Here is a 25,972-nt window from a genome sequence, read left to right as displayed (position 1 = left end):
GTGTCTGAGTATATGCCCGCTGTGGGGGGGTAGCGGCTGGTAGCCCTTGACAAACAACATAGACTTCAGCATGACAGTAAATCGGGTCCGCAGTCGTTGAAAAATGCATGGCCCGTCAGGTGCCTATCGCAACGGCGTAAGTCCTATCCCCTATTGGTCGGGGCAGGCGTTGCAATTCATACCCGTTGCGCCGTGGGGCTTGCTTATCTATGTTTCAGTCCCCTATTGGTCGGGGCAGGCGTTGCAATGTCAAAAACAGGGGTAAATTCGACATTTTGCCCCATTTTTGTTAGTACATTTTGCCAAGGTGCAAGACAACTCACCGCGTTGCCCGCTGGCAACACGGGGTTTTGCGATTCGACCGCCGTCGCCACCCGCGAACCTCACGCTTGAGCCGTGATCAATCGAGGTTCGCGCCCGACTTTTTGTCATTAAAACGCTTTTTCTACGTCTCATTTAAATGCAACTGCACCCATCCAGGCGTGCAGACCGCCTGCTCGTCACGCTGGCGCACCGTCCGCCGCGTCTTCGGGAAGTTTGAAGGCTGAACCCCCTGACCCCGCCGCGGCAGTGCCTCCCGCATATTCTGTACCATCTGCGCATAATCCTGCGGCAAGTCGTCGCGCACCAGCCCCATCACCGTCGTGCCCAGATAGCCCTGCCCCCAACCCACGCACAGCAGGGGCGTGTCGCGGCGGTTCAGCGACTGCAACCGCTGCAGCTCCTGCTTCACCGCGGCAGGATAAGGATACCGCAGTTCACGCTGCAACCTGCGCTCCGCCCGCTCGTACAGCACCTCGAACAGCGTCTGCCACAACAGGTATTCGCCCAGCGCGTCGTCCAGCCCCAGCGGCTTCAGGGGGGCGTCGGGCACCAGCGTCAGCGTGAAGCGCGTGTTGGCTCCAGGGCGCACCATCTCCAGCCATGTGTGAGTGGGGCGGTTCGTCCCCTCCGAACGCACCAGACGCAGGCTCACCTGCTCGTGCGCGAAAGGCTCGCCATCCGACACCATCACGAAGCGCAGGAGGTCGAAGTTGGCTTTCGACCTGCCGCCCCGAAGGAGAGCCTGCTCCATCTGTTGCCACACGTCGCGCACCTCACGCTTCAGGCGTCGGCGGTCGCCTGCTGCGGTCTTCAACCGCTCTTGTAGGGGCTGTTGCAGGTAGCGTTCCAGGCGGTTATCCTCCAGCAGCAGGTCTTCCAGCAGGGCGGTGCGGATGGCCCCCTTGAGCGATGAACCGGGCAGGTAGGCGCAGCGACGGGCGTCGCGCAGGTGTGCCTTCAAGCCGCGTACGGCGTCTGGCTCGCCGCACTCCTCCATGCGCAGTGAATATGCTGCCACCTGCTTCGCCACCGCCTCCACGTCCTGCCGGCGCAGGCTGTCGGTCAGGAAGCGCGTCAGCGACATCTGCCTCTGCTGCGGCGTGCCCAGCACCTGCGCCACGCTATCCATCCACTGCAGGAAGCGCGAGGTGACGTTCGCCCCTTCCAACCACCGTTGCCAGCGGTTGTCGTCTATCACGTACAGCATGTCTTTCACCCGCAGGTAGCTGAGGGCGTTGACCGTCTCGCCGCTGCCCACATGCACGGGGGTTTGCACCTGCACGTTCACCGTGTACACTTCGTGCTTCATGCTTCACCTCCGGAGAAGGCGGGTATCGCGCGCCCGCACACCCACACCGTGTGCCCCAGCCGCTCGCCGGAGGGCACGGCGCGTCCGTACACCTCCTGCGTCTGGGTCAAGGGGAACACGCTGCCGGGCGCAAACAGGCGGCGCAGGGGTTTGTATACCGCCAGTCCGCCCGTATACATTGCTTCGTATTTCGCCTGCCAGTGGATGAGCTGATAGCGTGGCGGCGTGTTCCAGCCCTGCAGCTCCTGCGGGGTGGGCAGGTAGTGGCTCAGGCTCACCCACGAGCGGGGCGTCGGGGGGTCAGGAGGCGCGGGGGCGACCTCCCACAGGTGGAACTGAAACTGCCCTTTGCCCGAGGTGCGCTCGCCGCCCACGCCGGTATCGCTGAGGAAGCGCAGCAGGGCGGGCAGACGTTCCATGCCCTTCTGCGACTGGACATGCACGCCGAACCACAGCCCCATCTGCGGCGCGAAGAAGGTCGCCTCCCGCAGGAACAGCCTGCCCTCCACCACCGCCAGCGTCCAGCGGTCGATCTCGTTATGGGTGATGTCCTTAGTGGTCAGCAGGGCGCGACTGCCCCGCCCCAGTCCGAACTGCTGCGCCTCCTCACGGGGTAACAGGCAGCTGCCGCGCAGCACCAGACGCTCTGCCTCCATCTCCTGCAACAGCCTGTCGGCGTTCCACTCGCCCCGCACGAACTGGACGAACAGGCTCTCGCTGAGATACTGCGCCCCTTTCAGCCGCTTGACTTGGCTGAGGCTGCGGGTCACCCGCTGTTTACTGGGCAGTGTGCGGTCGGACAGGCGGTGGACGGGCAGGGCGAGTACGGGCATGGGATAGAAGCGCAGGCACGCGTCGTCGGCTTGCAGTAGAGGGAACGCGCCGGTGCAGGTGAGTTCCTCCGCCATCGCCTGCGCTTCGCTGTGCCCGTACAGCACCGCCGTTGCCCAGCACAGCGCGCTGAACAGCGTGGGAGACGGCGGCGGTGTGCCCGTCACCGCCCCGCACGGGGTCATCTTCACGCAAACGCCGGGCATGGGGCTACCCTCCTTCCGTCCGTTTGCCGAAGAATCGCTCGAACGCCCCGTTGTTCTGCAGGAAGCGGAGGGGCGTGGCTGCCGCCTGTTTTTTCTCCTCGTCGTTCATCTCGCCGTTGGGGAACAGCGTCTGCTCGGGCGCGCCCTGCAGGTAGTAGTCCAGCCCGCGCCAGATGACGCGCAGCTGGCGGAACGCCACCCGCCCACTGCCTCGCGAGCCGCTGCCCCCCAGCGAGCTGTCCTCCAGCAGGCGCATGGCCGCCAACAGCTGCCTCAACAGGTCGGTGGCGTCGCCCGCGTAGCGGTCGAGAACCATCTGCACCCAGAACCGCGCGCCCGCGGGCACGCGCTCCATCGTGCGCGGGTTCGCCTCCGAGGTGATGCGGTCGAGGAAGTTCTCGGTCTTCAGCTCGGTAAAGATACCCTCCCCCAGTATCTGCTGCATCTCCTTGCGTGCGCTTTCCACCAGAAAGGCATCGCGCACCGTCAGGCGGGTGGGACCGGCGGTCTGCCGTACCTGTGAATCGTCCGACGCCACGCCAAACAGCCTGCCCACGAGGTAGGCTTTGTCCCAGCGTTCTGCGCCGTTGTTGCTGGGGCGCGGTTGCCCCAGTTCACTGCAGTGGTACGCGCCGTACACCTTGTGCTTGGGGTGTCGGTCGATCAGCCCCAAACTCCATTCGGTAAGGTGGCGCAGTTTGCCCTTCAGCGAGGAGCCGGGGATGTAGGGTTCGTCGGTGAGCGGGTCGCGGATGACGGGGTTATCCACCCCACCAATCTCGAAGCCGGTGGTGCTGCCCCCGATGTGCAGTCCCGTGACCGCCTCCAGCTGCACGCTGATGATGTACTTGCCTTCCAGTGCTGGTTGATTCATCGTGTCTCCTCCTTCCCTCATGAGCGGTACTTGTGATAGGCGAGAATGGCTTCCACGAACTCGAACGCCCTCAGGAAATCGGCGTTGGTAGGCAGGCGTTCCGGTTTAAACACCTCCCGCAGGAGCTGGTAAAAGTCTTTCGGGATGAGCTCCCTGCCCACCGCGTACGCCAGTGTGGGCATCAGCTGAAGCAGTTTCGCGCTGTCGAACGGGTCAGAGCGGTTCGCTCGGTCTACATCCCGCTGCATCGTTTTCAGCGTGTGGAACACCTTGCGCAGCTGGGTGGGCTTCAGGCTGGCGGTTCCGATAGCCTGCACCACCTGGTCCGCCAGTCCCCCCTCCAGGGCGAACTCCCTCACGTCCAGCTCGCTCAGGCGGTTGAGCCGTTTGATGCGGTCGATGACCTGTTGGATGTTGGGTTTTTCTGGTTTGTTCATGGTGTTCAATCCTCCCTCATCTTGAGACTGACGATAGAGACAGGTATTCGGATGTTAGGCATGGCGCGAGGGATGCGCTCCAGAAGGCGCAGTTGTTGCACCACTTCGGGAGGCACGCGCCGCGCCAACTGGTAATGGAAGCGGGGTATCCACTGCAGGTTGGGCTGCTGCGGTTCGCGGAAGAACTCCTCGTGCAAACGCAGCAGGAAGTAGACGAACCCCTTCGCCACCTGCCTGTGCTGTACGGCGCGGTACAGGTCCTTGGCGAACGCCACCAGCTGCTGCCCCTCCTGCCACGAGACGACGGTATCGAACAGGCACACGTGGTCGCCGCGCGACAGGGGGTTTGTATCGGTGCCCCGTTTGGCGCGGGCGAGGTCTTCTTCCGCCAGCTCGGCAAAGCGCGGCACAGGGAACTTCGGCTTCACACACACCACCGCGCCGGACAGCGTGAGGTTCGGGTTCTCGCCCACGAAGCGGTGAAAGTCGTCGTTCACTGCCTGCGCCAGACGGATGGTCGCCTCCCACGGACCGATAACGAACACGTCGTCGCCGCCCGCGTACAGCGTGTAGAACGCGCCCGAGGTGGCATCTACCTTCGGCGGGCGTGGCAGGCTTTGCGCCCATTCCTCGCTGACCTGCAGGCACAGGTGGTTCAGCCACCCGCCAAAAAAGGCTTCGAACGCGCTGCTCAGCGTGGCGAGGCGGCTGATGGTGGGAGGCTCGACTCCCATGCCGAACACCGCGCCGAGGTAGTCCACGTCCATCTTCAGCACGCCCAGCCGCGCCGCGCCCTCGCCCAGCTCCGCCATCGGCTCGAACGGGATGAGGACGCCACCGCAGGTCGGCACGCGGTTCGCCACGAACTGGAAGCGGAAGCCGATAGCGGCGTCTGCCGGACACGGCGAGATGAAGTCGTCGGGGCTGTTCAGGCGCACCAGCAGCACGTCGCCCGCCGGGGGCGATTGTACTAGCTGTTCGCGCTCCTGCGCGTTCAGCAGGCGCACCTGCATGTTCAGCGGTGGGAACGTCAGCGCGGTATCGTGTGCCTGCGCAGGCTCCCACACGAAGGCGAGGCTGTGCGTATCGGGCAGTTTCGCGCCGATTCGCTGATGCATCTGGCATTCGGGACACAGCGCCCCCTGCGGCGACGGAAGAATCTGGCAGGACGGACACGGGTGCGGCATCGCCTGCTCGGAGATGAAGAGGCGTTCGCCCATCTCCTGAATCAGGCTCCAGCTGCGGCGCGTCTTCTCCTCGGTAAGTCTCTCCGCTACCCGGATATATATGTCGCCAAAGTTGCCGAAATCGTGCGCCCAAAGGTCTATCACCGCCGCCTGCAGGCTCAATAGCCCGCCACTGGTTTCCAGCAGATACTTGCGGACTTCCTGAAGGGTCTGGCGCACAGCGGTCAGCGCACTCTCCGTTGCGGGCAACAGCAGGTCGATGGTTCCTCCCCCGCAGAAGAGGATGTTGGCAGGGGTCACATCGCAAACGCGAATGACCTGCTCTGCCAGCGCGTGCGCCAGCATCGCCACAAAGAACGACCTTCCCCGCAGCAGCCGCGCGACGCCTCCGGTGTCTGATTCAGGACGCGCGATACGGAAGATGAAGGACTGGATACCCCCGATATCGATGCGCACAAACCGCGCTAGCGGGGCGCGCCCGCGTTCCACCTGTTCTACCACATCCGGTACCCCCTCCTGCGCGAACTGCCGCAGCAGCGTGATGATCTGGTCCAGTCGCGCGTCGGGCAGGCTCTGCGCGTCCAGCTTCATCAGGCACGCGGCGATGGCGGTAACTACCTTCGTGTGGTCGTACAGCGACACGTCGGGAACGGTGCGGATTGGAACCCATTCCCACGGCGTCGCCGACGGTACAAACGCCCAGTACTTGCGGATAAGCGAAAGCAGCGTATGCAGATGCATCGGGTGGAACGGCGGCAGTGCGTTGACCTCCTGTACAAAGTCCTGCCACAACTGCTGATAGGCTCCCGCCTGCACGCGGCTATCCGACGATGGAAAAAGCGCGCTCAGTTCCTCGTCCAGCGGTTCCAGCGGGTGGTAGCGGTCTTCTCCCCTGTCAGCGCGAAACTCCACGCGGCTTGCCACCGACACCAGCGCGGCTTCGTCGCTGTCGAGACGCTCGCGCGGCTCGCTCTGCCTTTCCATCGCCGCCAGCTTGTCCGCCACATGCAGCAGCTTCTGCTGACGGGTGGTGGGAGTATCGTGGTGTGCACCCGCCAGCGTTGCCACCCGCCGGGCGCGTTCCTCGCCCAGATAGCCTGACAGCGAACGCACGAAGTCCTGACTCATCGCGGCGTGCTTCTGGCGATAGTCGCCCCCGAAACGCTGGCTGACCTTGCCCGCGTCGTGCAATAGCGCAGCCAGACACAGGTCCATCTCGGTCTCAGTCATGCTCGCTTCCCTCCTCACTCACGATGCGTATCTTGCCCAGACCCATCACAGTGCCCTTGCCAAGGTGCACATACTCCGCCGCTACCAGCAGCGGCAGGAAAGGTTCCAAATTGCCTTCGACGGTCATCTCCCCCATGAATCCGCCCATCGGTAGACGGCGACGCTGCCGCCGCGAATAGCGTTCCTGCTCCACCCACTGGATGCGTTTCTGAACGGTGCGTACGTGCTGCGCTAACGTAATCAAGCCACTAAAATCCCAGCTGGGTTCTGCACTGCAGTGGAAGTACAGCAGACCTGAGAGGCGGTGCAACATCGCCCGCACCAGATGATGAAACTCCACCTCGTCGGTCAGCTTGCCTTCGAAGCGGAGTCGCGTCGGGCTGAGAAAGTGGACATGCAAACGGTGCGGTGACAAGCCTTGCGCCCGCGCCACCAGGTCCTTCCCCATAATCAACGGTACCCGCAGCATGTCCAACCCCTGATCCGCACGGAAAACGGACACCCACTGACCGTCGGCTCGCTGCGCCTCCACCTGCGTCAGCCGAAACCGTCCTTTGCCTTCCTGCCGCCCCGCCCCAAGCCCGCTTTCCTCCAGCTTCTGCGCGGTGAACACGAAGTAAGCAAAGTAATCCACTGCCCGCCCAATCAACGTTAACCCGAACTCCAGCTGTTCTCCCTCGGCAACGGCAAGGCTATCGCCCGCAGGTGCATCGAACACGTAGGGACGAGGTACCGTGTCATAATGGCGCAACCGCTGGGAATCCGGCGCGGGGGCTGTCTCAAACACATATCCGTAGGCGCACTGATGACGAAGAAGGCATCCCTCGCAGGTCGGTGCGCGTGTGATGCACACCAGCCGGCGGAAGACACTGCCGAACGCCCCGCGCAAGGTGGAACCCGCAAATGTGCGGAACTCGATGGGAGAGAGGCAATCCAGTGTAAACCGATATCGTGCCACGCGAAAACTGTCCAGCATCTCGCACCCTCCGGAGAGATCATAATCCATTTGGCTACACCATACGGTTTATCCTGTCTTTTTGTCAGCGATGGCGACTATATGGTGTCCATCGCATGGGCGGCAGGGATTCGCCCTTCACGCGGCGAATGGTCGGACAACAGGTTGTAGACAGGCGAGGAGAGAGGTGGTATCTGTCGCGCAGTATCAGGATATCCTGCAACGCTTTCAGGAGCTGCGGCTTATCGTTATCGGCGACCTGATGCTGGACGAGTATGTGTTCGGCATCGTGCGGCGTATCTCGCCGGAGGCTCCGGTACCCGTGGTGGAGTGGACTTCAGAGAGCTTCGTGCCGGGCGGAGCCGCGAATGTGGTGAACAACCTGCTTGCGCTGGGCGCGCAGGCGAGTGTGTTTGGCGTAGTGGGCGATGATGAGAAGGGTCGCACCTTGACCGCTCGTCTGGCGGAGAGCGGTGCGGATGTGAGGGGTATTCTGGTGGATGCCTCACGCATCACCACCAGCAAGACGCGCGTCATCGCCCACAGCCAGCAGGTGATACGTCTGGACAGGGAACAACGACATCCCCTTTCGGAAGCCATACGGGGGGAGATGTTGCGCAGGCTGGAGACCGTTCTGCCACGTGCCAGTGCGGTGGTGCTTTCGGATTACCAGAAAGGGGTGTTGACGCCATCACTGGTGCGCGAGGTGATAGCACGGTGTGCAACCGCCGATGTGCCGGTGATGGCAAATCCCAAACCCCCTCTCCTGCGCCACCTGCGCGGTGCCAAACTGGCATCTATTAACCTGCTTGAAGCGCAGGCGTTTGCCAGCAGCCTGGGCAACGGCACGGAGTTGCAGGAGCTGCCCCAGATAACCTCTGCAGCGCGCGAGTGGCGGGAAATGCTGGGCTTACAGGCACTGGCAATCACACTGGGCGCACAGGGCATACTGCTCTCTACAGAAGACTCTCCCACGTTACACGTGCCTGCCATGCCGGTGGAGGTATACGATACCGCAGGCGCAGGCGATACGGTCATTGCCACACTTACCTGTGCGCTGGCAGCTGGCGCGGACTGGCGCACCGCCGCCCGTCTGGCGAACGCGGCGGCAGGAAGCGTGGTGCGCCATGTGGGGGTGGTTCCCCCCCAGCGCGACGAGATTCTGCGCCTCCTTGCCGAGAATCATTATGATTGATAAACGTTCTGAGGAGATGGTGATGGTACAGGAGAATATTCGCGCGTGGATGACCACATTGCTGTTTCTGCTGGTGACAGCAACCACCGCGCACGCGCAGGTTTTGCCGCGTGTGGAGGTGCAGGGAAGTACGCTGATAGTCAACCGCACCATAGCCATCCGCGTTCGCGTCGCCAACGGCGAGCTCCCACCGGAGCGGAGAGCGCAAATCGCCGCAGAGCGACTGCAAGCCGCCGTCGCGCGAGGATTGGGCGCACAACATGTCGGTGTGAAAACCGAACGACGGCGGGCAGCGGTAACGATGGGTGGCGGCGTATTGCTCTATGCTACCCGAGCCGACGCACGCGCCGCCGGAACAACGCCTCTCCGTCTGGCTCAATCATGGGCGAGTTCACTCCGACACTGCCTCGCCATCCCTCCGCTGAGTCTCAGCACCAGCGAACTGCTGGTGCCGCTGGGCGAGTCGCGCACCGTGCGCGTGAACGGCTGGCTGGAGGGAACGGTGGTCGTTGCCCCTACAGGTACGCCGGACGACGGCATAGCGGACCCGGCGGTGGTCGGCGATGGACGCACCTTGCGCGTTACCGGACGTGCGGTGGGGCGTGAGCAGGTACTTGTCTCCGTTGGGGAACTGTCGGTACCGCTTATGGTCACTGTCCGTAAGTATGCAGGCGATGTCAAACTAAACGAACCGGTGGTGGTTACGGGAATCGGTCTGCCTGCCAGCTTCATCAGGCAGGCGGTGGAGTCTGCGATTGTGCGCGCGGCACAGCTGGAACCGGGAGCACAGGTGCAGATGTCTTCCCCCATCCGGCTGGGCGGCATACCCGATGTGGGGCAGTCTGCCACCGCGAGCGTGCAGGTGCGTACCAGCGGCCCGGGCTATATCCCGCGCGAGCAAGAAGTGAAGGTCAGCGTGGTAAACCGCCCACTGACATCTAACGAGCCGGTACTTCTTATGATCAGCAACGACCCCGAACGGGTGCAGAGACCGCAAACACTGTTCGCCGGTGAGGTTACCGAAGCACAGGGAGCGCGATTACTCTACCACCACATGAACGGCATGGCGCAGGACGGCCTGCTGCAGATCGAGCTGCTGAACCCCACCGACACCCCGCGCGTCGCACACGTCATGGGTGCGGCAAGCACCCCCTTCCGCGACACTGTCCGCGTGGGTTACGTTGCGGGCGAACTGTTCCTGCGTGCCCTGATGAATAACATGGGACATACCGTCACCATCCCACCGCAGAGTAAGGTGGTATTGCTGACGCAAAAGATACGCCCGCTGGATACAGCCAGCGGGGTACTTCAGTTGCGCCTGCTGCCGATAGAGGGCGTACAACCACCGGCTCCATGCGTGCTGAAAGTGGCAATGCAGGCGTATCAGAACCAGCCGGTACCGCTCGCGGGTACGACGATGGTTTGGGGTTTCCTGCCTCCTCGTCCGCTCACGCCTGAAGAGCGACAGCACGCTGCCAGCACCGAACACATCTACCTCACCAGTCACAAAGTGTTGACCGCTACTTACGTGGTTGGGCAACGCTGGCAGTTCATCCGCATTGGCGAGCAAGCGGTGCGCAATCACACTCAGCAACGCAAGCTGGACGGCAACTATGGGGTCGTCTATGAGGTGCGTGTGGAGCTGGTCAACCCGACCGACAAGGTGCGCGCTGTCGAACTGGCTTTCGAGCCCAGCGGCGGCGAGGCAGGCGCTGTGTTCGCCATCGGCGGCGAGGTGCTCGGCGTGCAACGCGCGCTCCCTCCGAAGGAGTTTTCTATCACACGCATCCGCTTGCAACCCGGGCAGAAGCGCACCATTACCATCCGCACCATGCCCCTGGCGGGTTCCAACTACCCGGCGACCCTAATGGTGCGCTCTTGATGCCATATCCTTCACGATTCACTCGTTTGTGAGGGCGATGCAAATATGATATAATGCTTTTGCGGGGAGCGGTGGCCGAGTGGTCTAAGGCGCACGCCTGGAGAGCGTGTGGGCGCGCAAAACGTGCCTCGTGGGTTCGAATCCCACCCGCTCCGCCACTTTTGTGCCTCGAGGTTCCGCCATGCTACCTGCAACCGACACTATCTCCGCTATCGCCACCCCGCCCGGTGAAGGCGGCATCGGGATCGTGCGTGTCAGCGGCGCGCAGGCGTTCGACATCGCGCGAAAGGTGTTTCGACCCATTCCTGCAGAAGTGCAAAGCCATCGCATCTACGTGGGCACGGTCGTAGACCCCGACACGGGCGAACACATCGACCGCGCGCTGCTGCTCACCTTCCGCGCCCCGCGCAGCTACACGGGCGAAGATGTGGTGGAGTTCAGCTGTCACGGGGGAACGGTGCTGTTGCGGCGTGTGCTGAGGCTGACTGTGCAGCAGGGCGCACGCCTCGCCCAACCCGGGGAGTTTACTCTCCGCGCCTTCCTGAACGGACGGCTGGACCTCGCACAGGCGGAAGCGGTCGCCGACCTCGTTCGCGCGCGCACCGAGAGCGCACAGCGCCTCGCCATCCGCCAGCACGAAGGGGAGCTATCCAGAGCCATCCATGCCATCCGCGATGAACTGGTGGGGATACTCGCGCTGGTGGAAGCTTACCTCGACTTCTCAGACGACCTTGGTGAAATGGATTACGACTACCTGAGCGAACAGCTGCAGCAGTTGATTGCGCGCTGCCAGAAACTGCTTTCCACCGCCCGCTACGGACGGCTCACCCGCGAAGGGGCGACGGTGGTCATTGTCGGTCGGCCGAACGTGGGCAAGTCCAGCCTGCTGAACGCCCTGCTGGGTGAAGAACGCGCCATCGTCACCGACATCCCGGGAACCACCCGCGACGTCATCCGGGAAAGCATCCAGATACACGGCATCCCCGCGCAGCTGTGGGACACTGCCGGCTTGCGTGAAACCGAAGATGCGGTGGAACGGTTCGGGGTGGAGCGCACGCACCGATCCCTGCGGGACGCCGACCTGATACTATTCCTGCTCTCCGCACCGGAAGGATTCACCGACGAGGATAAACACCTGCTCGCGCGCCTTCCCTCCGAACGTACCCTGCTGGTGTGGAACAAGTGCGATTTGCTGCCGGAAGAGGCTCTTGCGGCACTTCGCCGGCAACTGGAAAAGCAGTACGCCGCTCGCGTGTTAACCGTCAGTGCACTCACCGGCTGGAAACTGCATGAGCTGCTCGACGCTATCGCTGAACAGCTGCTCGGCAGTGATTGGCTGATGCCTGAAGGAGCGATTGTCACCGGCGAGCGACACCAGATTGCCTTACAGACGGCAATGGAAAGCCTCCAGCGCGCACAGCGGAGCTCGCAAGAGGGCATACCGGCTGAGTTCATCGCGGTGGACCTTCGCGCAGCCATCGATGCTTTGGGACTAATCACGGGGGATACAGCCACCGAAGACATCGTGGAGCGAATCTTCAGCGATTTTTGTATCGGAAAATAAAACGTGCACGAATATCTACTTCATGTCTAGACGAACCCTGATGTATAATTTTAGCGGGACAAAAATTTGAAAGGAAAGGCAAAAGAAGTGCGCAGCCGTACAGCCATTCAGCTCAGAGTACCTGAAGTGTGCCGTCCGAATGCAACGCGCGAGGGACAGGTCAACGAAACCATACAGGAATACATCGAGGGCATATACCGCCTGCAGGAAGAAGTCGGGCGGGTGGCGACGAACGAAGTGGCGCAATACATGGGGGTGTCGCCTGCATCCGCGAGTATTATGCTCAAGCGGCTCGCGGAGCTGGGGTTTGTAGAACATACGCCGTATCGGGGTATCCTTCTCACCGAAGAGGGACGAAACCTTGCGCAGGGACTCCTTCGCATCCACCGGCTCACGGAACGGCTGTTAACGGACATCATCGGCTTACCATGGAACGATGTTCACGATTTCGCCTGCAAGCTGGAGCACTACATCGCGCCCGAAATTGCCGACAAGATAGCGGCTGCGCTGAATTATCCTTCCACATGCCCACACGGTAATCCGATTGACCCCACGGTAGACGATGGTTCGTGGCGGCTGAGCGATGCTGAAGCAGGAATGGAGTTGCTGGTGATAAAAATCACCGACGAACGGCGCGAATTTCTGGAATATATAGAGCAGCTACAACTGGTGCCAGGGGCGCAGGTAGAGGTAATGAACCGCACGCCTTTTGATGGCTTGATCCAGATTAACGTGGACGGCATGCAGCACACCATTGGCCCGGAAGTCGCCCGATATGTGTGGGTGAGGGAGGCAAAATGAACGCCCAGCCATCGCAAACCACCCATGCCCGCGTGGTGCTGGTGGGAAACCCCAACGTGGGCAAGAGCGTGCTTTTCAATCGATTGACCGGTAGATACGTGGTGGTCTCTAACTATCCGGGCACCACAGTGGAAGTCGCACGTGGGCAGGCACGGATTGGCAACATTACCTGCGAGGTCATCGACACGCCGGGCATGTACTCCCTCTCCCCAATTACCGAGGAGGAGCGGGTAGCACGTGCCCTGTTGCTCAAGGAACGTCCGAACGTGGTGGTTCATGTCGTGGATGCCAAAAACCTGAACCGGATGCTATCGCTGACCCTGCAGTTGCTGGAAGCCGGTCTGCCGGTCGTCCTGTTGCTGAATATGATGGACGAGGCAGAAAGACTGCATCTGCACATCGACCACCATGCACTGGCAAAGCGATTGGGCATTCCGGTGATACCTGCCTCGCTGATTTCAGGACGAGGCATCGAGGAGTTGAAGCACATTGTCAGCGAGTATCTTTCCGGCGGACAGAGTTATCGCCTATCCCCAGCCGATTGAAGAAGCAGCCGATGCCATCGAGGCTCTGCTGAGCGAGGGTTACAACCTCAGCCGACGAGCCGTCGCCCTGCTGCTGTTACAGTATGACGAAGAGATAGAGGAACTGGTGCGCCAGCGGGAGGGCGAGGAGCGCTTCGCTGCCATCGCCGAGCATATTCGGCGAGCGCAGGAACACTATCGCGAACCGCTCAGCATGGTGATACTCGCTCACCGCCAGAGCCTTGCCCATTCTATCGCCCATGAAGTGGTGCGACATCCTTCCACAACAAGCAGCGGTCTGGCTGAATGGGTGGGCAGGGTCTGTATGCAACCCCTCACCGGCATCCCCATCCTGCTACTGGTGCTCTACTACGGTCTGTATCAGTTTGTGGGCGTGTTCGGCGGAGGCACGCTGGTGGACCTGCTGGAGAACGGGCTGTTCGGTAACTACATCAATCCGTTCATCACGCACTGGGTTAAAGCAATCATCCCCTTCGTACCTGTTCAGGAACTGTTCGTTGGGGAGTACGGCATCTTCACACTGGGAATCACCTATGCGGTCGCTCTCATTCTGCCCATTGTGGGCACATTCTTCCTGATGTTCTCGATACTGGAGGACAGCGGCTACTTTCCCCGCCTGGCGATGCTGATCGACCGACTGTTCAAAAAGATTGGGTTGAACGGACGCGCGGTCATCCCAATGGTGCTGGGTTTCGGCTGCGACACAATGGCAACGATGGTTACGCGCATTCTGGAAACCCCGCGTGAACGGCTCATTGCTACCTTCCTGCTGGCGCTGGCTATCCCCTGCTCGGCGCAGCTGGGAGTGATTATGGCGCTGCTGGCATCGCACCCAGGCGCGCTGTTGATATGGACGGCAACGCTGGTTAGTGTCTTCCTGTTCATTGGCTGGCTGACGGCGCGAGTGTTGCCGGGCACCCCAGCGACCTTCTACATCGAAATCCCGCCGATGCGCCTGCCGATACTTTCTAACGTACTCACCAAAACCTACGCCCGAATGCACTGGTACCTGCGCGAGGTGTTTCCTCTCTTCATCTTCGCGAGCGTGGTTATCTGGCTCGGACAAATGACAGGGCTTTTTGACCTCGCCCTGCGTGCGCTCACGCCGGTGGTGCATCTGATGGGCTTGCCCGACGAGGCGGCTTCTGCTTTCCTGTTCGGCTTCTTCCGGCGCGACTACGGTGCGGCCGGGCTTTACCACCTGCAGGAGCACGGCGCGCTGAGCGGACGCCAGCTGCTGGTAAGCGCTGTCACGCTGACCCTGTTCCTGCCCTGTATCGCGCAGTTTCTCATGATGAAGAAAGAGCGGGGTCTGAAAACAGCCCTGGCGATTTCCGCCATCATCTTTCTCTTTGCCATCACAGTGGGAACGTTGATGAATCTGATACTGCAGTCACTCGGAGTGCAGCTATGAAATGTGCTTTCTGCGGTTACACCTACGAGCAGGAAGAGGCAGCCCAGGTTTGCCGGGGCTGCGGACTGTTCAGCGGGTGCCATCTGACCAAATGTCCGCGTTGTGGCTATGAGCAACCTCAAGAGCCTGCAGTGGTACAGTGGTTACGCCGCTGGCGGGCGCGACGTGCCACCGAAGCGGACACACGCAAGAGGTAATAGTCCATGCGCAAACGCCACCGCCAGCGTGGACATCCGGAGGAGTCCGCTGAAGATACTCTCCCGCTGACTGCCCTGCGCGTGGGTGAAGCGGGCACCGTGCGCGAGCTGCGACTGCATGACCATACCATCGCACAGAAGCTGCTGGCTTTGGGCGTGGTACCAGGTGTCCGTGTGAAAGTGGTTCAACGTTTCCCAGTCTACGTATTGCAAATCGGCTTCACACAGATTGCCATAGACCACCATCTCGCGAAAGCCGTACGCGTGGAACCCGATACCGAAACGTAGTTCACATGCAGAACATGAGCAATCAGTTGCAGCGTTTGCAGAAAATCCTGGCGCAGGCGGGCTATGGCTCGCGACGGGCGTGTGAACAGCTTATCCTGCAGGGGCGAGTGCGCCTGAACGGACAGGTGGTCACCCAGCTGGGCACACGGGCAAATCCCCAATCCGACGTCATCGAGGTAGACGGCAAGCGGCTACAACTGCCGAAACAGCACACCTACATCCTTCTGCACAAGCCTGCAGGCGTGATGACCACCCGCCGCGACCCACATGCCACGTGCACGGTGACGGACCTGCTGCAGGGGGTTAGCGCGCCTGTATTTCCCGTCGGGCGTCTGGACGCGGATACCACAGGTGCGCTGCTTCTTACCGACGATGGCGACCTTGCTCACCGCCTGATGCACCCACGCTACGGCGTACCGAAGACCTATCTGGTGGAGGTACGCGGAGAGGCCGGAGAGGAAGCCATCTGTCGTCTGAAGAAAGGCGTTCAGCTGGAAGACGGCATCACTGCCCCGGCGCAGGTGCAGAAAGTACGCTACCTCACCGACCGCAAGACGACCCTTCTTCGCCTGACCATCCACGAAGGGCGCAAGCGACAGGTCAAGCGCATGTGTCAGGCGGTCGGACATCCGGTTGTGCGCCTGCACCGCGAGCGGTTCGGACCGCTCACCTTGCGCAACTTGCCGGTTGGTGCCTGGAGATACCTCACCGCAGAAGAGGTTGCCGAACTCTACCGCGCTGTTGAGTTACCTGCTCAAACCTGTGGCTGCTGAGGCTGGTCCCACGGCGACTTCCGGTAGGTCTCCCGATGCAGCTGGCGCAGCCGCATGAGACCCTTTTTCGCGTTCTCATATTCGGGATTCAGCTGCAGCGCCTGCTCGTATTCCATTTCGGCTTCCATATAGGAACCCAGTGCTTCGTAAGCCGCGCCAAGGTTGTAGTGCGCCCGGTAGGAATCGGGTTGTATCTCGGCTGCTTTGAAAAAAGCATGGGCGGCGTTCTCGTAGTCATGCATCTGAGCGTACGCCGCCCCCACATAAAACCATGCCGTATAGTGCTGTGCATCTTTCTGAAGCACCCAGTACATGCGCTCGATGCACTCTTCGTAACGCCCCTGCTTGAACAGTTCCATTCCCTCTTCCAGCCATTGCTGAGCGTCTGCCATGACGTCACCCCCTACACTGCATTTCATCAGTATCGACATGCGCAACAGGCGAAAGGTTACTGGTGTAATCCATTATACGTGCTCCGTGCCGATGAGTCGACAGACTTTGCATCTCTCCCCCTTTCAGGATATAATTCTGTTGCGGAAGGAGGAGAGTATCACCCGTGTTATCGCGCCTGGAAGAGGTTGAAAAGCGTTTCGAACAGATAGAACAGGCTCTTGCCGACCCGCAAGTTGCTTCTGACCCGAAGGAGCTGCAAAGGCTGGGCAAAGCGCACGCTGAGCTGGAACCGCTGGTGCAGGCGTTTCGCGAATACAGAACCACGCTAAAGCGCATCGAGGAGGCAGAAGCTCTGCTGGACGACCCGGAGATGCACGACCTCGCGCAGGAGGAGCTGAACACGCTCAAAGAGCTGCGCGAACAACAGGAGCATCAGCTGCGACTCATGCTCCTGCCCAAAGACCCTAACGACGAGCGCAACGTGCTCCTGGAAATCCGCGCCGGTACAGGCGGGGAGGAGGCCGCTCTGTTTGCTGCAGAGCTGGCGAGGATGTACATGCGCTACGCCGAGCGCCGCGGCTGGAAGTATGAGATTCTGGATGTCCAGGAAACGGGCATCGGCGGGTATAAGGAAATCGTCATGCTCATCGAAGGCAAGGGGGCGTACAGTGCGCTGAAATACGAAAGCGGCGTGCATCGGGTACAGCGAGTACCCGTTACCGAGAGTAGCGGACGCATCCATACATCCGCTGCCACCGTTGCCGTTCTCCCTGAAGCGGAAGAGGTGGAGGTGGAGATTAATCCCGAAGACCTGGAAATAGACACCTTCCGCGCAGGCAGTGCCGGCGGACAGCACATGCAGAAGAACGAAACCGCCGTGCGCATCCTGCATAAACCGACGGGCATCGTGGTCACGTGTCAGGACGAACGATCCCAGCTGCAGAACCGCGAAAAAGCCTTGCGTATGCTACGCACGCGCCTCTATGACCTTCAACGGCAGCAACTGGAAGCCGAGCGCTCCGCCACCCGCAAATCGCAGGTCGGCACAGGAGACCGCAGTGAGAAAATCCGCACCTACAACTATCCGCAGGGGCGTGTGACCGACCACCGTATCGGACTGACCATCTATAACCTTCAGGAGATACTGGACGGCGACATTCAGCCCTTCGTGGACGCGCTCATCGCCGAGGATCAGGCGCGCAAACTCCAGCAGGCGGTCGCCGATGAGGAACTGGTTCGAGCAGGATAATGGAACGCAGCGCAGAGCCGACTATGCGCAAGCCATCCTCGAGTTCCGTGAAGGTCTTCTCGCCTGAGTATACCCGAGAAGAGGTACTGGAGTTACTCCGCGCCAGAATACCTCAGCTGCTACAGAACCTGCCGGTGCGCTGGGTGGTGTTGTTCGGCTCATATGCCAGGGGTAACTACACTGCCTTCAGCGATATCGACGTTCTGGTAGTTTACGCTGGCACACCGCGCGACGACGCCTTCGCTATTGTCAAGCGCACCTTCGGACTGCGCGGTTTGGAGCCGCAGGTACTGACCGAGGAGGAGTTTCAATCGGTATGGTCTACCTGGCAGGCGATGCTGAAAGACAGCATCTCCGTGTGGGGTGAACCTCCCGCCGAACTACGCCCGAACCCGTAGCGAGCGAAGCTTTTGCACCGCCCTTGCTACCTGCTCAATCGTGTAGTCTATCTGTTCTTCCGTGTTATCCTTGCCCAAAGTAAATCGCACCGAACCCTCGATCAGACGGGGCTCAATGCCCATCGCCACCAGCACATGCGAAGGCTCAGCGTCTCCCGATGAACAGGCCGCCCCTGCCGAGCAGTAGATACCCACCGCATCCAGCGACAACACCAACGACTCGCCCTCCACGTCGGCAAAGGCGATGTGGGCGTTGTTGGGTAGCCGTTGTACCGGATGTCCTGTCAGGATAGCATCGGGCACGCGCTCCATGATACCCGCCACCAGCCGGTCTCTCAGAGAGCGAATGCGCTCCGTCTCTTCAGCGCCAGTACGCATCGCCCGCTCTGCGGCTGCTCCCAGCCCCACAATGCCCGGCACGTTGTAGGTCCCGCCGCGCCGCCCACGCTCCTGACCGCCGCCGTCCAGCAAAGGCCGTATCGGCGTACCGCGACGAACGATGAGCGCGCCCACTCCTTTAGGCCCGTACAGCTTGTGCGCGGAAATAGTGAGCAGGTCGGCGTTCAGCACTTCGATATCCACCGGTACCCTGCCCACCGTTTGTACAGCGTCGGTATGGAACGGTATACCGTGCCCGCGGGCTATAGCACCGATCTCTGCAATGGGTTCGACAGTGCCCACTTCGTTGTTGGCGTGCATGACCGTGATAAGCCCTGTGCGCGGTGTGATAGCACGGCGTACATCGTCGGGGTCTACCAGCCCGGTGCCATCCACAGGCACAAAAGTAATCTCCCAGCCCATCTCGCGCAACGCTTCGCACGCCTCCAGTACCGCATGATGTTCAATGGGAGTGGTAATCAGGTGATTCTTGCGTTCACCCCATGCCCGCGCAACACCTTTGATTGCCCAGTTGTCACTTTCGGTGCCGCCGCTGGTGAAGAACACTTCGTCGGCATCGGCGTTGACCAGTCTGGCAACCTGCTCGCGGGCGCGCTCGACCGCCTCTCGCGCTTCCTGCCCTAACGTGTAGATAGCAGACGGGTTCCCATAAGCGCGCTCCAAGAACGGTAGCATCGCCTGCAGCACTTCCGATGCCACGGGCGTTGTCGCCGAATGGTCCAGATAGACCGGTAACTGCATCGGAGGACTACCGACAACCAACAGCAGGATACGTCTCGCTAATCGGGCACTTGCCGTTTGCCTGAACCCCACAGCGCAGGCAGATTTCCTCAATCATCTGCTTGTCGTTTGCCACCGCCGTGAGGATAAACGCCGTGAGCCCCTCGATCAGCGCTTGCCGCTCCTCTGGCGACATTTCATCCAGTACCTGCTTCAGACGGGCCGTCCGCTCTTCCTCAACCTGGCGCGTCAGACGCTCACCTTTTTCGGTAAGCTGAACCTCCACGAAACGTCTGTCGGCGGGGTTACCATGCCGCGTCACCAATCCCTTGCGAACAAGCCGGTTCAGCATGTTGGTTGCCGAGGGATAGCTGATATCCAGCCCCTCTGCCACCTCGCCAACCGTCGCGTTGCGATGCAGCCAGATATAGCGCATCGCCTGTAACTGCGGCAGGGTGATTTCCTCATGGGTTAACTCCGCAACCAGCCGCTCGCTCAGGCTCTTGGTCATGATTTGTGCGAACAGGCTGGACACACGCACCGCGTACTCGTAATCCCTTTCTGCTTTTCCCATCGCGTGTTCACCCGCTTCCGTGATTTTGCTTACTCTAGATAAAGTATATCAAAACCAGTTCACTTGTGCAAACGGATTGAATAACCTCAGCAGGAGGGTGTTCCAGCAACGCAGAAGTTGGAAACTGCCCGAAAAAACAGAACCGGAGGACGATATGCTGAAAATTGGCTTTGTAGACCATCACCTGAACAACTTTCACGCGAATACCTTCCTGAAGCTGCTCCATGAAGACCTTGCCAGCGAGGATGTGCGGGTGGTTGCTGCATGGGAAAGCCATCCAACAGGAGAGGACTGGTGCGCCAAAAATGGTGTGGAGCGCAAAGGCTCCATTGCGGAGGTAATAGAATCCGCAGACGTCATCATGGTGCTGGCGCCGGATAATCTGGCAGACCACCTCGCGTTGTGTGAACAGGTGCTGCCTGCAGGCAAACCGACTTTCATCGACAAGTTGCTCTCCCCCATCCTGCCCGACGCTGAGAAAATCGTGCAGATGGCACAGCAGTATGGCACGCCGATCACCTCTTCCAGTGCCCTGCGGTTCGCCGTGGAACTGGAAGCCATGCGCCCTCAGCTCGGCGGCACCATTTCCGAAGCCTTCGCGCGCGGCATGGGCGAGTGGATGGGTTACGGCGTGCATACGGTCGCGCTCATCGTGGGGCTGATGGGCACCGGCGCAACGCGAGTGGCTGATGTCGGTACACCAGCCAGCCGGTTCCTCGCCATCGAGTACGCGGATGGACGACGCGCCATGGTGGAAGTGCATGACTGCGAAAACATGTGGAACGTGTTCCCCTGGGTCTTTGGTGCAAAGGTCGGCAACACCTACCACGTGGAGACCGTCAAAGACTATAACGGCTTCTACCTGAACCTGATGAAAATGGCAGTGCAGTTTTTTAAGACGACGCAATCGCCAGTGTCGCCCCAGGAAGCACTCGAAGTGGTGCGCATTCTGGATGCCAGCAATCGCTCCCAGCAAGAGGGAGGCGCGTGGGTAACTCTGTAAGTATCCTCCCCTCTCCTGCGCAGAGAGGGGAGTACTCCCTCCACAAGACCCTTGCCTGTGCCCCTCTGGATAGACTATAATCATAACGCTGTTATTGTCGCCAACGGAAAATGATGGGAGACTTCGTAATGAATATGCATCCATCCGTCACGAAAGTGTTGTCTGAACTGCAGGAACGCTATCCTAACGCCACCCTCCTCGCTCTCGGACAAACCGTTTTCTGGGACGAGCCGATGAAAGCAGTGCTTAACCGCCTGGCGCAAGAGGCAGGCTTTCGCTTTCCTTTCTTGCTGTGCGTGCACTGCACGGACTATTTCGCAAAACTCCCTCGCACCGTCCAGACCGACCGTGAAATCATCACACTGCCGCACAACGACGGGACAACGCGCGACCTGTGGTCCGCTGCTGGTGAGTTATCCTGTCTGTTCGGCGCGGAGGTGATTCCCACCCGCCAGCGATACGTGAACGCTGGTGTGGCGTTCGACAAGGTGGCTAAATGGCATCCCGACGGCGAGCAAACATTTACAGACCGTATGACCGAAGCATGGGGCTGGCGTGGGCTCGTTCACACCGGATATCGTTCCGTGATCGTGCATGAGGTCTGCCTGAACCATGTGAAGGAGCCACTGCTGGAGCTCTTGCAGTGGGGCTTTGAGGAGAGCCTGAAGATGCTATCCCCGGAGCATCGCGAGAAAGCCCGCGTCGCAGTGGCAGACCGGATTCTCGACTGGATCAATGAGTTCGCCAGACAGTATCCGGACCAGTGTTTGAGCGCGCTATATCAATGGTTGTTCCCCCGTTTCTTTGCCATGCTCGGCGCGCCTGTGGACAACGTCACCACAAACTGTTCTGCAAATCTGTTGAAACTGTCTCCCGAAACCTCCAGCCTGCCTCGCTTCCAGCTGGCGGACATCTTCCTGAATCCTCAGACCCGTGCCGTCGCGGAAGAGGCGTACAATCTCGCAGTGGCGGACTCCGAAATCTACACGCTGGAACGTTTTGGGGAGGGCGCCATCCCGTTTGACCTGATTGTTCCCCAGCGCGGACGTGGAACCGTTCGCATTACCGATAGATGGCTGGTTATCGAAACCGAAGACCCCATCACCATTCCTCTGGAGCGACCTGCACACTCCGTTGCAGAACTCGCTCAGGTGCTCCAGCAGCACTTTGATTCGGGCGTTACTCTGGTAGGCAAAGCGGTGACACTGGTCTCCATGCTGGCGCGGGAGTTCTTGTTCGTGATGAACGAAGGCGGTTCGCCTTACATCTGGCGCACGCGAAAGATGAACCAGTATCTGCGCGAGCACGGCGTCGAGTGGAACCTCCATCCCATCCTGAGGCTGGTCTACCCCACATGGGACACCATGGGTGGCGAGATATGCGCAACGCTCAACCTGCCCGACCATCTGGCAAACGCCTTCGGCAAGCGTCAGATATGCACCAACGAGTTCTCCTTCCGCTGGCGCGAGGTGGTAGCTGAACAAAAGGCATTGCTGGAAACGATTCGCCAGCTGACCAGTCCGCGTGAGGTGCTGGAGTTCCTTTCGGAGCGAGAGGGCGAACAATGGCGCGCTCTGCGCGAGGAGTATGACAGGCACATGAGCCTGCTGCGCGACCTGCGCCGACAGGCGGAAGAGATTCACCAGCGTATCCACGCTCTCTACGGACAGATAGAACAGTGGAAACAGGAGTACCAGAGGATTGAGCGGGCAAAAGGCGAAAACTATCGGCAGACCATCATGCCCCTGAAAGAGAGGCTGTGGGAGCTGGCGCAACGGGACATCACCACCGGACCGGAAGTAGAACGTATCCACGAGGAGATTCGTCGCCACGAGGAGGCTCGCAAGAGCTTCGACAGAGAACTGCAGCAACGGCGCGAATGGATAGCTGAAGCCCGGGCAGAGGTCGCCCGCTTGAAACCTCAGCGCCAGCTGCTGGAGCGTGGTGAGCAGAACCAGCGGGCCCGCCAGAGGGTGGCAGAGATCGAACGACAGGCGGAACTGCGCAAAATGGAGCTGGTGCGACAGGCCATCCTGGTCTCAGAAGGGCTCGTACACACTGACCATCGCCCCACCTTCTGGTGGATACCGCTGGTTGACCCATCCGGTGGGTGGTTTGACCGCATCGTCCGTGCTACAGAAATGTACCTGGAGGAGATTTAGGTTGCTACGCAGAGCTGCTGACAAAATCAAAGAACAGCGCGAACTGGCGCAGATTGTAGATCAACGTCGCCATCGCGGTGAACGATGCGTGTTCACCAACGGATGTTTCGACATTCTGCACATAGGACACATCCGCTACCTGCAGGAAGCACGCGAATTAGGTGATTACCTAGTGGTAGCCATCAACAGTGACGATTCGGTACGCCAGCTGAAAGGCAGTCCTCGTCCGTTCGTCACACAGGACGAGCGCGCTGAAATGCTGGCTGCGCTGGAGAGTGTGGATTACGTTACTGTTTACGAGGAGTTGACTGCCGAGGCGGTTATCGACCTGTTGCGTCCGGAAATTTACGTGAAGGGCGGTGACTACAGGCCCGATAGTATTGTGGAAGCTCCTCTCGTGCGCTCATACGGGGGACAGGTCGTAACGGTTACCCTGGTTCAGGGGCGGTCTACCACCCGACTGGTCGAGCGCGTGGTGCGGGCACTGACTGAGCGGGAGGAAGAGATGGTATGAGCCAGGTACTGCTCACTGCCACTTGGAATTTCGGTAAACTGGCGGTAGAACGTGCTTTCCACATGCTGGAGCTGGGATCTTCCGCCCTCGACGCTCTCGAAACGGGTATCAACGCTGTCGAACTGGACACGAGCGTGCAGTCTGTCGGCTATGGCGGTTTACCCAACCGTGCGGGCTACGTGGAGCTGGACGCCGCCATCATGGACGCTCGTGGACATCGCTCTGGAGCGGTCGCCGCCCTTCGCGGCTTTCGTCGTCCCATCTCGGTGGCGCGGCGGGTGATGGAGGTGTTACCCCATGCGTTGCTGGTCGGCGAAGGCGCAGCGGAGTTCGCCCGCGAACAGGGCTTTGCCGAGGAGGAAACGCTTTCCCCAGAAGCTTCCCAACAGTGGCTGCGGTGGCGCGAAACACAGGCTCCTCCCGCCGATGTAGAGGACAACCACGACACGGTCGGTATGATTATCTGGACACCGGATACCATCGTAGTCGGTTGCTCCACATCAGGGCTGAAATGGAAATATCCCGGACGTGTCGGCGACAGCCCCATCGTTGGGGCTGGATTGTATGCTGATGAGCAGGTCGGCGCGGCGGTTGCCACTGGCAACGGGGACGAGATTAGCCGCGTGGCGCTGTGCGCCCGTGTGGTTTTCTTCATGGAACAGGGCATGAGCGCACAGGAGGCCTGCGACAAGGCGATCCGTTATCTGATGCGTAAACGCCCCGATGAAAACGGCGTACCACCGCACGCTGCGGTGCTGGCAATACGAGCAGACGGCAATTTCGGCGTCTCCGCCAGCTACGCAAAGTTCCCATACGCCCTGCACGACGGACACCGTTTGCGATTAGAAGAGATAGAGGCATTGTCTCCCGATGGAACCTGAAATCGTCTACGGAAAGCAACTCATCCCCGATGGTCTTCCTGCACATAAGGGCTGGCTCGTTCTGGTAGCGCCCCCGCTGCGTGAAACTATTGCCTCGCTTCTGTCGGGTGCGGAGGCATATCTGGTGGAAGCCACTTCGCTGGAGGAATCCCATCTCGTACATATCGCGGAGAGCCTACCTCCTGCCGGTGCGATATTGGGCATCGGCGGCGGGGTGGCAATAGATACTGCCAAATACATCGCGTGGATGCGGAACGTACCTCTCTATCTGGCGCCGTCAGTCATCTCAGTGGACGCCTTTCTCACAGAGTCCATCGCGGTTCGACGCGATGGCCGCGTACACTATCTCGGCGAAGTGTATGCTCAACAGGTGTTGATAGACTTTTCGCTGATTCAAACGGCACCTCCATCGCTCAACCGCGCTGGCGCAGGCGACATCCTGTCGATACACACTGCCCTTTGGGACTGGCGTGCCGCAGCGGTAGCGGGTGCGGACTCATACGACGAAACCATTGCGACAAAAAGTCGGGCACTGCTCGACACGCTGGCTCAGGCGGCAGACGACATTCGTCGTGTCACAGAAACAGGCATTCGCACACTCGTGGAGTTATATGCGGAAGAAGTGCGCCTGTGTCGCCTTGCGGGTAGCAGCCGACCGGAAGAGGGTTCGGAGCACTTCTGGACTTACAACGTGGAACACCTGTACCCACGCGCTTACGTGCACGGGGAGCTGGTCAGTCTCGGTGTGCTGTTCATGGCGCAGCTACAACAGAACCGCCTGGAGTGGGTCGCTGGCCTCGTCCGTCGTCTGGGCATACGCTATCGTCCGGAAGAGATAGGACTGTCCGAGGAAGCGGTTGTCCACAGCCTCGTCACGGCAAAAGCATACGTAGAGAGCGATGGACTGGCATACAGTGTCCTTAACCTCCGTCCCTTGAACAAAGAGCAGGCGTTAGAGATGTACCGTATAGTGACCACACTCGGAGAGGGAGGTTCGAGATGAAAACTACCTGGGCACTCGCCTTGATGGCGGCTATCGCGTGCAGTCTTGTCGGCTGCACTAAGAAAGAGACACCCTCTGGAGAGGCTGCCATGGCGCCCAAGCAAGAGGAGGCAACGCAGGCACCCGCTGCGCCTGCGCCACCCGGTAAGGTCGCCTATGCTATCGTGGACGTAGAGGGCAAAGGCAAATTCGTGATCGAGCTCAACCTGGAGAAAGCCCCGAATACCGCCGGCAACTTCATCAAGCTGGCAAAGCAGGGCTTCTACAACGGATTGACGTTCCATCGCGTTGTGCCCGACTTCGTGGTACAGGGCGGCGACCCCAACGGCAACGGAACCGGCGGACCCGGCTACACCATCCCGTTTGAGGAAACCGGACTCAAACACGAGGACGGCGCGGTCGCAATGGCACGCAAGGGCGATGATAAGAACAGTGCAGGCAGTCAGTTCTACATCTGTCTGGGTCCTCAACACCAGCTGGACGGCGACTACGCGGTATTCGGCAAGGTGGTTCAGGGCATGGAAGTGGTGCGCAAAATCCAGCAGTACGACATCATGAGAGAGGTTACCATTTCCAATACCAGGCCACAGCTGTAACCTTCAGAGCAAGCGCTCCGCGCGAGCCGACGAGCGCTGAAGAAACGCGCTCGGTCGCGACCTCTTTT

The 25,972-nt window shown here is 60.4% G+C and carries 24 protein-coding genes, 1 tRNA gene and 1 pseudogene; 17 read left to right on the top strand and 9 right to left on the bottom strand.

The window, feature by feature from the left end; genetic code table 11:
- Window positions 1–445: 445 nt before the first annotated feature.
- Genes csm5 through cas6 form a run of 6 tightly spaced genes read right to left on the bottom strand, consistent with a single transcriptional unit; the run spans window position 446 to window position 7,374 of the window.
- Window positions 446–1,633, bottom strand: a complete 1,188-nt coding sequence (gene csm5, locus K6U75_13415) for a type III-A CRISPR-associated RAMP protein Csm5 (protein MCL6476037.1) — start codon at window positions 1,631–1,633, stop codon at window positions 446–448.
- A complete protein-coding gene (locus K6U75_13410) occupies window positions 1,630–2,670 on the bottom strand; it encodes a hypothetical protein (GenBank protein MCL6476036.1) in 1,041 nt (346 codons plus the stop codon). Before K6U75_13410 ends, csm5 begins: the two co-directional genes overlap by 4 nt.
- Window positions 2,671–2,674: 4 nt before the next feature.
- Window positions 2,675–3,544, bottom strand: coding sequence for a type III-A CRISPR-associated RAMP protein Csm3 (gene csm3 / locus K6U75_13405; protein MCL6476035.1), 870 nt, complete (start codon window positions 3,542–3,544; stop codon window positions 2,675–2,677).
- 17 nt (window positions 3,545–3,561) lie between these two features.
- Entirely contained in the window at window positions 3,562–3,981 is a 420-nt protein-coding gene (csm2, locus tag K6U75_13400; protein MCL6476034.1) for a type III-A CRISPR-associated protein Csm2, read from the bottom strand.
- A 5-nt stretch (window positions 3,982–3,986) separates the two neighbouring features.
- A complete protein-coding gene (gene cas10, locus K6U75_13395) occupies window positions 3,987–6,398 on the bottom strand; it encodes a type III-A CRISPR-associated protein Cas10/Csm1 (GenBank protein MCL6476033.1) in 2,412 nt (803 codons plus the stop codon).
- Window positions 6,391–7,374, bottom strand: a complete 984-nt coding sequence (gene cas6, locus K6U75_13390; protein ID MCL6476032.1) for a CRISPR system precrRNA processing endoribonuclease RAMP protein Cas6 — start codon at window positions 7,372–7,374, stop codon at window positions 6,391–6,393. The genes cas10 and cas6 overlap by 8 nt, the downstream gene beginning before the upstream one ends.
- 166 nt (window positions 7,375–7,540) lie before the next feature.
- Here cas6 and K6U75_13385 point away from each other — a divergent pair, with 166 nt between their 5' ends.
- From K6U75_13385 to K6U75_13345, 9 genes and pseudogenes are all read left to right on the top strand, one after another.
- The gene (locus K6U75_13385; GenBank protein MCL6476031.1) at window positions 7,541–8,548 is read left to right on the top strand and encodes a D-glycero-beta-D-manno-heptose-7-phosphate kinase; all 1,008 of its coding nucleotides are present in this window, start codon (window positions 7,541–7,543) and stop codon (window positions 8,546–8,548) included.
- Window positions 8,541–10,430: a hypothetical protein gene (locus K6U75_13380; GenBank protein MCL6476030.1), complete on the top strand. Its 1,890-nt coding sequence runs from the start codon at window positions 8,541–8,543 to the stop codon at window positions 10,428–10,430. Before K6U75_13385 ends, K6U75_13380 begins: the two co-directional genes overlap by 8 nt.
- A 65-nt stretch (window positions 10,431–10,495) precedes the next feature.
- Window positions 10,496–10,588: transfer RNA gene (locus K6U75_13375), tRNA-Ser, on the top strand.
- Window positions 10,589–10,611: 23 nt separating this feature from the next.
- A complete protein-coding gene (gene mnmE, locus K6U75_13370) occupies window positions 10,612–11,994 on the top strand; it encodes a tRNA uridine-5-carboxymethylaminomethyl(34) synthesis GTPase MnmE (GenBank protein ID MCL6476029.1) in 1,383 nt (460 codons plus the stop codon).
- Window positions 11,995–12,081: 87 nt separating this feature from the next.
- Complete coding sequence (locus tag K6U75_13365) at window positions 12,082–12,795, top strand: metal-dependent transcriptional regulator (GenBank protein MCL6476028.1); 714 nt, start codon at window positions 12,082–12,084, stop codon at window positions 12,793–12,795.
- A pseudogene (gene feoB, locus K6U75_13360) lies at window positions 12,792–14,754 on the top strand (ferrous iron transport protein B). The gene K6U75_13365 and the pseudogene feoB overlap by 4 nt, the downstream one beginning before the upstream one ends.
- Window positions 14,751–14,951, top strand: a complete 201-nt coding sequence (locus K6U75_13355; protein MCL6476027.1) for a hypothetical protein — start codon at window positions 14,751–14,753, stop codon at window positions 14,949–14,951. Before feoB ends, K6U75_13355 begins: the two are co-directional and overlap by 4 nt.
- A 6-nt stretch (window positions 14,952–14,957) precedes the next feature.
- Window positions 14,958–15,239 (top strand): ferrous iron transport protein A, encoded by a 282-nt coding sequence (locus tag K6U75_13350; protein MCL6476026.1) that lies wholly within the window; start codon window positions 14,958–14,960, stop codon window positions 15,237–15,239.
- Between the two features lie 5 nt (window positions 15,240–15,244).
- Window positions 15,245–16,012, top strand: coding sequence for an rRNA pseudouridine synthase (locus K6U75_13345; protein ID MCL6476025.1), 768 nt, complete (start codon window positions 15,245–15,247; stop codon window positions 16,010–16,012).
- Here K6U75_13345 and K6U75_13340 read toward each other — a convergent pair.
- Window positions 15,994–16,404, bottom strand: a complete 411-nt coding sequence (locus K6U75_13340; GenBank protein MCL6476024.1) for a tetratricopeptide repeat protein — start codon at window positions 16,402–16,404, stop codon at window positions 15,994–15,996. The two genes, K6U75_13345 and K6U75_13340, sit on opposite strands and share 19 nt — an antisense overlap.
- Window positions 16,405–16,568: 164 nt before the next feature.
- Here K6U75_13340 and prfA point away from each other — a divergent pair, with 164 nt between their 5' ends.
- On the top strand, window positions 16,569–17,654 hold the full coding sequence (gene prfA / locus K6U75_13335) for a peptide chain release factor 1 (protein MCL6476023.1): 1,086 nt from the start codon (window positions 16,569–16,571) through the stop codon (window positions 17,652–17,654).
- 23 nt (window positions 17,655–17,677) lie between these two features.
- Window positions 17,678–18,052 (top strand): nucleotidyltransferase domain-containing protein, encoded by a 375-nt coding sequence (locus K6U75_13330; protein MCL6476022.1) that lies wholly within the window; start codon window positions 17,678–17,680, stop codon window positions 18,050–18,052.
- Here the strand turns inward: K6U75_13330 and nifS are convergent.
- Window positions 18,035–19,192, bottom strand: coding sequence for a cysteine desulfurase NifS (nifS, locus tag K6U75_13325; GenBank protein ID MCL6476021.1), 1,158 nt, complete (start codon window positions 19,190–19,192; stop codon window positions 18,035–18,037). The genes K6U75_13330 and nifS overlap by 18 nt on opposite strands.
- A gap of 7 nt (window positions 19,193–19,199) precedes the next feature.
- The gene (locus tag K6U75_13320) at window positions 19,200–19,745 is read right to left on the bottom strand and encodes a MarR family transcriptional regulator (GenBank protein MCL6476020.1); all 546 of its coding nucleotides are present in this window, start codon (window positions 19,743–19,745) and stop codon (window positions 19,200–19,202) included.
- 154 nt (window positions 19,746–19,899) lie between these two features.
- Between K6U75_13320 and K6U75_13315 the strand changes: the two genes are divergently transcribed.
- The 6 genes from K6U75_13315 to K6U75_13290 all read left to right on the top strand — a co-directional run bounded on the left by K6U75_13315 (window position 19,900) and on the right by K6U75_13290 (window position 25,904).
- Window positions 19,900–20,748, top strand: coding sequence for a Gfo/Idh/MocA family oxidoreductase (locus tag K6U75_13315; protein MCL6476019.1), 849 nt, complete (start codon window positions 19,900–19,902; stop codon window positions 20,746–20,748).
- Window positions 20,749–20,876: 128 nt separating this feature from the next.
- A complete protein-coding gene (locus K6U75_13310) occupies window positions 20,877–22,910 on the top strand; it encodes a hypothetical protein (protein MCL6476018.1) in 2,034 nt (677 codons plus the stop codon).
- 1 nt (window position 22,911) lies between these two features.
- On the top strand, window positions 22,912–23,424 hold the full coding sequence (gene rfaE2, locus K6U75_13305; protein MCL6476017.1) for a D-glycero-beta-D-manno-heptose 1-phosphate adenylyltransferase: 513 nt from the start codon (window positions 22,912–22,914) through the stop codon (window positions 23,422–23,424).
- On the top strand, window positions 23,421–24,305 hold the full coding sequence (locus tag K6U75_13300; protein ID MCL6476016.1) for a N(4)-(beta-N-acetylglucosaminyl)-L-asparaginase: 885 nt from the start codon (window positions 23,421–23,423) through the stop codon (window positions 24,303–24,305). Before rfaE2 ends, K6U75_13300 begins: the two co-directional genes overlap by 4 nt.
- Complete coding sequence (locus K6U75_13295) at window positions 24,295–25,308, top strand: iron-containing alcohol dehydrogenase (protein ID MCL6476015.1); 1,014 nt, start codon at window positions 24,295–24,297, stop codon at window positions 25,306–25,308. The genes K6U75_13300 and K6U75_13295 overlap by 11 nt, the downstream gene beginning before the upstream one ends.
- A gap of 23 nt (window positions 25,309–25,331) precedes the next feature.
- Window positions 25,332–25,904, top strand: coding sequence for a peptidylprolyl isomerase (locus tag K6U75_13290; GenBank protein MCL6476014.1), 573 nt, complete (start codon window positions 25,332–25,334; stop codon window positions 25,902–25,904).
- Window positions 25,905–25,972 lie beyond the last annotated feature (68 nt).

It is taken from the genome of Bacillota bacterium (genome assembly GCA_023511455.1).
In the GTDB taxonomy this organism is placed as follows: domain Bacteria; phylum Armatimonadota; class HRBIN16; order HRBIN16; family HRBIN16; genus HRBIN16.
The sequence above is the reverse complement of the archived record's forward strand: the minus strand, read 5'-3'. Positions and strand labels throughout refer to the sequence as shown.

What these genes read in the sequence shown, in the direction of transcription:
- csm5 (MCL6476037.1), bottom strand. Translation starts at nt 1,633, where the DNA reads ATGAAGCACGAAGTGTACACGGTGAACGTGCAGGTGCAAACCCCCGTG.
- K6U75_13410 (MCL6476036.1), bottom strand. Translation starts at nt 2,670, where the DNA reads ATGCCCGGCGTTTGCGTGAAGATGACCCCGTGCGGGGCGGTGACGGGC.
- csm3 (MCL6476035.1), bottom strand. Translation starts at nt 3,544, where the DNA reads ATGAATCAACCAGCACTGGAAGGCAAGTACATCATCAGCGTGCAGCTG.
- csm2 (MCL6476034.1), bottom strand. Translation starts at nt 3,981, where the DNA reads ATGAACAAACCAGAAAAACCCAACATCCAACAGGTCATCGACCGCATC.
- cas10 (MCL6476033.1), bottom strand. Translation starts at nt 6,398, where the DNA reads ATGACTGAGACCGAGATGGACCTGTGTCTGGCTGCGCTATTGCACGAC.
- cas6 (MCL6476032.1), bottom strand. Translation starts at nt 7,374, where the DNA reads ATGCTGGACAGTTTTCGCGTGGCACGATATCGGTTTACACTGGATTGC.
- K6U75_13380 (MCL6476030.1), top strand. Translation starts at nt 8,541, where the DNA reads ATGATTGATAAACGTTCTGAGGAGATGGTGATGGTACAGGAGAATATT.
- mnmE (MCL6476029.1), top strand. Translation starts at nt 10,612, where the DNA reads ATGCTACCTGCAACCGACACTATCTCCGCTATCGCCACCCCGCCCGGT.
- K6U75_13355 (MCL6476027.1), top strand. Translation starts at nt 14,751, where the DNA reads ATGAAATGTGCTTTCTGCGGTTACACCTACGAGCAGGAAGAGGCAGCC.
- K6U75_13350 (MCL6476026.1), top strand. Translation starts at nt 14,958, where the DNA reads ATGCGCAAACGCCACCGCCAGCGTGGACATCCGGAGGAGTCCGCTGAA.
- K6U75_13345 (MCL6476025.1), top strand. Translation starts at nt 15,245, where the DNA reads ATGCAGAACATGAGCAATCAGTTGCAGCGTTTGCAGAAAATCCTGGCG.
- K6U75_13340 (MCL6476024.1), bottom strand. Translation starts at nt 16,404, where the DNA reads ATGGCAGACGCTCAGCAATGGCTGGAAGAGGGAATGGAACTGTTCAAG.
- K6U75_13330 (MCL6476022.1), top strand. Translation starts at nt 17,678, where the DNA reads ATGCGCAAGCCATCCTCGAGTTCCGTGAAGGTCTTCTCGCCTGAGTAT.
- nifS (MCL6476021.1), bottom strand. Translation starts at nt 19,192, where the DNA reads ATGCAGTTACCGGTCTATCTGGACCATTCGGCGACAACGCCCGTGGCA.
- K6U75_13320 (MCL6476020.1), bottom strand. Translation starts at nt 19,745, where the DNA reads ATGGGAAAAGCAGAAAGGGATTACGAGTACGCGGTGCGTGTGTCCAGC.
- K6U75_13315 (MCL6476019.1), top strand. Translation starts at nt 19,900, where the DNA reads ATGCTGAAAATTGGCTTTGTAGACCATCACCTGAACAACTTTCACGCG.
- K6U75_13310 (MCL6476018.1), top strand. Translation starts at nt 20,877, where the DNA reads ATGAATATGCATCCATCCGTCACGAAAGTGTTGTCTGAACTGCAGGAA.
- K6U75_13300 (MCL6476016.1), top strand. Translation starts at nt 23,421, where the DNA reads ATGAGCCAGGTACTGCTCACTGCCACTTGGAATTTCGGTAAACTGGCG.
- K6U75_13295 (MCL6476015.1), top strand. Translation starts at nt 24,295, where the DNA reads ATGGAACCTGAAATCGTCTACGGAAAGCAACTCATCCCCGATGGTCTT.
- K6U75_13290 (MCL6476014.1), top strand. Translation starts at nt 25,332, where the DNA reads ATGGCGGCTATCGCGTGCAGTCTTGTCGGCTGCACTAAGAAAGAGACA.